Origin of the sequence: Syntrophomonas sp. (assembly GCF_028707975.1) — a bacterium.
GTDB lineage: Bacteria > Bacillota > Syntrophomonadia > Syntrophomonadales > Syntrophomonadaceae > Syntrophomonas.
Map to the genome: position 1 here is coordinate 1 of NZ_JAQVZX010000151.1, position 3,433 is coordinate 3,433.

At 50.4% G+C, this 3,433-nt stretch carries 5 protein-coding genes; 3 read left to right on the top strand and 2 right to left on the bottom strand.

Annotation, left to right across the window (positions count from 1 at the left end):
- The 3 genes from PHP87_RS11455 to PHP87_RS11465 form a co-directional block, all read left to right on the top strand.
- On the top strand, nt 1-381 hold a 381-nt coding region (locus PHP87_RS11455; RefSeq protein WP_299921489.1), incomplete at its 5' end, for an exodeoxyribonuclease VII large subunit.
- Entirely contained in the window at nt 369-590 is a 222-nt protein-coding gene (gene xseB, locus PHP87_RS11460) for an exodeoxyribonuclease VII small subunit (RefSeq protein ID WP_299921491.1), read from the top strand. The genes PHP87_RS11455 and xseB, both read left to right, overlap by 13 nt.
- Before the next feature lie 12 nt (nt 591-602).
- Nucleotides 603-1,508, top strand: coding sequence for a polyprenyl synthetase family protein (locus PHP87_RS11465; protein WP_299921493.1), 906 nt, complete (start codon nt 603-605; stop codon nt 1,506-1,508).
- 132 nt (nt 1,509-1,640) lie between these two features.
- On the opposite strand, the gene PHP87_RS11470 is transcribed toward PHP87_RS11465, so the two are convergent.
- Together PHP87_RS11470 and PHP87_RS11475 are read right to left on the bottom strand one after the other, a co-directional pair.
- Nucleotides 1,641-2,231: a hypothetical protein gene (locus PHP87_RS11470; RefSeq protein ID WP_299921495.1), complete on the bottom strand. Its 591-nt coding sequence runs from the start codon at nt 2,229-2,231 to the stop codon at nt 1,641-1,643.
- 63 nt (nt 2,232-2,294) lie between these two features.
- The coding region (locus PHP87_RS11475) for an MATE family efflux transporter (RefSeq protein WP_299921497.1) at nt 2,295-3,433 on the bottom strand (1,139 nt) is incomplete at its 5' end.

Genomic DNA, 3,433 nt, shown 5'->3' on the forward strand with positions numbered 1-3,433 from the left:
CTGCGGGCCATGCAGCGCAAGCTGCTCTATTATACGGAAATAATTGACCGCCTTATGATGAAGCGGATTTGGAAACAGCCCCGTTCCCTGCTCCATATGCGGGAGGAACTGCTTAGCCAGCTGGAAAAGAGTCTGAGCCGGGGGATGACGGAGATTTTCCGGGAAAAGAAAATGCAGCTATCAATGAATGTGGCTGCTTTGGACAGCCTCAGTCCCCTGAAAATCATGGAAAGGGGCTATGTACTATTGCAAAAAGAGGGTCGTATTATTAGAGATGAACAGCAGGTGCAAATTGGTGACCGGTTGGAAGTGGCTATGAGGCACGCTGACCTGGAGATTGAGGTCATCAAAAAGGAGAGGGTAAAGAGATGGAAAAGCTGAGTTTTGAGCTGGCCCTGAAAAAACTGGAGGAAAGTGTGGAGCAGCTGGAATCAGGTGAGTTGGAACTGGAAGAATCCATCAAGGTTTTTGAGGAAGGCATAGAACTATCCCTTTTTTGCCGCCAGGAATTATCCCAGGCAGAAGGGAAGATTCAGCGATTGGTCAAGAACTTGAGTGGGGAATTGGAATTGCTGGATTTCGAAGTGTGAGGTAATTAGCTAATGAATTTTGATTTAGAGCACTTTCAGGAAGAGATTAAAATACGCAAAGAGTTTGTGGACAATTGCTTAATTGGCTGCTTGCTCCCGCCGGACAGCGATCCCCCGTTGATTCATCAGGCCATGCATTATGCCATTTTTAACGGAGGGAAAAGGCTCAGGCCCATAATGGTTCTGGAGGGGGCGAAGATTGCGGGAGGAGAAGCCGAGCAGGCGATTCCGGCAGCCTGCGCCCTGGAAATGATTCATTCGTATTCCCTGGTTCACGATGACCTGCCCTGTATGGACGATGATGATTTCCGCCGTGGCCAACCCACTTGTCACCGGGTTTTTGGCGAAGCCAATGCGGTCTTGACCGGTGATGCCTTGCTTACCGCTGCTTTTGAACTGCTGAGCGGAGAAAACAGCACTTTCGGGATAAAGCCGGAGACCATGCGCCGGGTGATAGCTGAAATTGCCCGGGCCGCCGGCAGCAGAGGCATGATTGGGGGGCAAATCCTGGACCTGGAAGCGGAAGGTAAGACTATTGATTATGAGAGCTTGAGGAAGCTGCACTGCTTGAAAACCGGTCAGTTGTTCCGGGCGGCCCTCAGAGCCGGAGCCATAGTGGGCGGAATAGAGGAGAACGGCTTGCTGGCCCTAAGTAACTATGCCGATAATTTCGGCCTGGCTTTTCAGATCAGCGATGATATCCTGGATGTGCAGGGAGATGCGGCTCTTACCGGCAAAAGCATGGGCAGCGACGCCCGTAAGGAGAAGAACACCTATCCCAGCTTGCTAGGCCTGGGGAAGTCCCGGCAGCTACTGGAAGAAAGTATTGCCACCTGCCTCAAGAGCCTGGAGCTTTTTGGCCCCGAGGCTGAATTCCTGCGCCAACTGGCCTGCTACACCCTGTACCGCAAGAGCTGATAAGCTTTGCTATGTCTTATATGGCAGAATATCATTATTTAAAAACTATTCCGCAGCTTGCGAAATAGCTTTTTTTCTCTTGTTATTTTATAGTTGCCGGACAACAATCTTGTATAATATTTTCCTTAATATCTATGGATATTCCACTGGTTGAAGGGGATCGCTTTCCAGAATTTCTTCCACTTCTTCATATCTGGTCGGAAAGGCATAGTTATAGCGCGCTGGCAGAGCGAAAACATATTTTGCATTGCTTCCAAGTTCTTTAGGCCCGATAGGTGCGGCACCGATATGGAATTCATTTTCTTGAAGCGAGTTCCACTGACTGGTGGTAAAGACCATAATGGGAATATCCTGCCGGGGGTTATCCGCGGTCCATTGGGGATGCCGGATAGAAATCATGGGACCAGTTTCAACTATTGCCTCTCCTTGTGCATCTCCCGTAGCCAACCCCTCCCATTGGCTATTTACAATAGTATAGCCTTTCCAGCTTTTTGGCAGAGAAAAATTAAAACCATAGAGGGTATTTTTGTAGGTAATTGAGTCCACATCCATGTAATCACCTGGAGTGACAGAATCAATCAGCCAGCGTTTCTCAAACTTTTTGACCACTAGAGTAATTGGACGCCTTGCGGCAAACCCGCCGCTTTCCTTCTCCTTACTCGTAATTTCTATGATTTCGCCATTAACTTCGTATATATCCTCTGAAGTTTTTTTCATATCCATCCTCCTCTCCTTATTTATACGCATTGCACGCGAATTCATTTCAGTAGTATTCAACTGCGGAGCCTAACCCGCTTCCAGTTCGGATCCTAAAGAACGGTACAGCCAACGCTTGCGCTGGTACACGATAATGAAAACCAGCGAGCGCAGCAGCCAGTCAATAACGAATACCACCCATATCCAGGCTATAGAAAGCTCCAGGACTTTAATCAGCAGATACATTATGGGTATACGGAAGGCCCAGGTGGCCAGGGCAGTGATATACATAGGCGTACGGGTATCCCCGGCCCCTTTTAAGATACCGGCCAGGGTCATGCTCAGGGCAATAGTCAGCTGCTCAAACGCGGCAATTCGGACCAGACTGCCCGCCAGGGTGACAAGTACCGGGTCATTGGTAAATATCCGGGCAATGGCCTGGGGGAAACAGAAAAACACTACTCCCAGCAAGCCCATTAAAAGAACTGCCAGTTCCAGCGAACCCCGCGCCATCTTTTGTACCGCCAGGCGATCCCGCGCACCTACCGCCTGCCCTACCAGCGCGGTAGCGGCAATGGCCACCCCAAAGCCAGGCATGATGGAGAGGGATTCCACCGCTAAGGCTACCTCATGTGAAGCATAGGCGGTAGTACCCAGAAAGACGATCAGGAAGACGGAAACTAGGCCGGATACAGTTAAGAAGAACTGCTCCCCCATGCTGGGAAGGCCCAAGCGGAAGATGTTTTGAATAATGGGCCAGTTCAAACGCTCGGAAAGGCGAAATTTTACCTTTAAGCCACCCCGCCCACCAAAAAAGTACCAGCAGGCCATCACCAATCCAACCACATGAGCCAGGGAAGATGCCAGGGCCGATCCGGCCACACCCAAGGCCGGTATGGGTCCCATTCCGTAAACCAGAATATAATTTGCCGCGCAGTTTACTATATTAACCACGAAAGCAATGGTCATGGGGATGTCGGTGCGGCCCAATCCCCGGTAAACCGAATTAATTATATAGAGGGTCAAAGCCACCGGTAGTATGCTAAAGACGATATAGATATAGAGCAGGGCCAGGCGCTCTACTTCCGCTTCCACGGCAAAGAGCCCCACAAAAGGCTCCGCCAGCCATAATCCCAGGACACCCGCTGCTATTCCCACCACTACTGCCAGCATAAAGCTCTGTCCCGCCACCCGGCTGACCTCAAGGCGATTGCCGGCTCCTTTGGCCT

Bases quoted from the DNA above. Each gene is read 5' to 3' on its own strand.
- xseB (WP_299921491.1), top strand. From the start codon at position 369: ATGGAAAAGCTGAGTTTTGAGCTGGCCCTGAAAAAACTGGAGGAAAGT.
- PHP87_RS11465 (WP_299921493.1), top strand. From the start codon at position 603: ATGAATTTTGATTTAGAGCACTTTCAGGAAGAGATTAAAATACGCAAA.
- PHP87_RS11470 (WP_299921495.1), bottom strand. From the start codon at position 2,231: ATGGATATGAAAAAAACTTCAGAGGATATATACGAAGTTAATGGCGAA.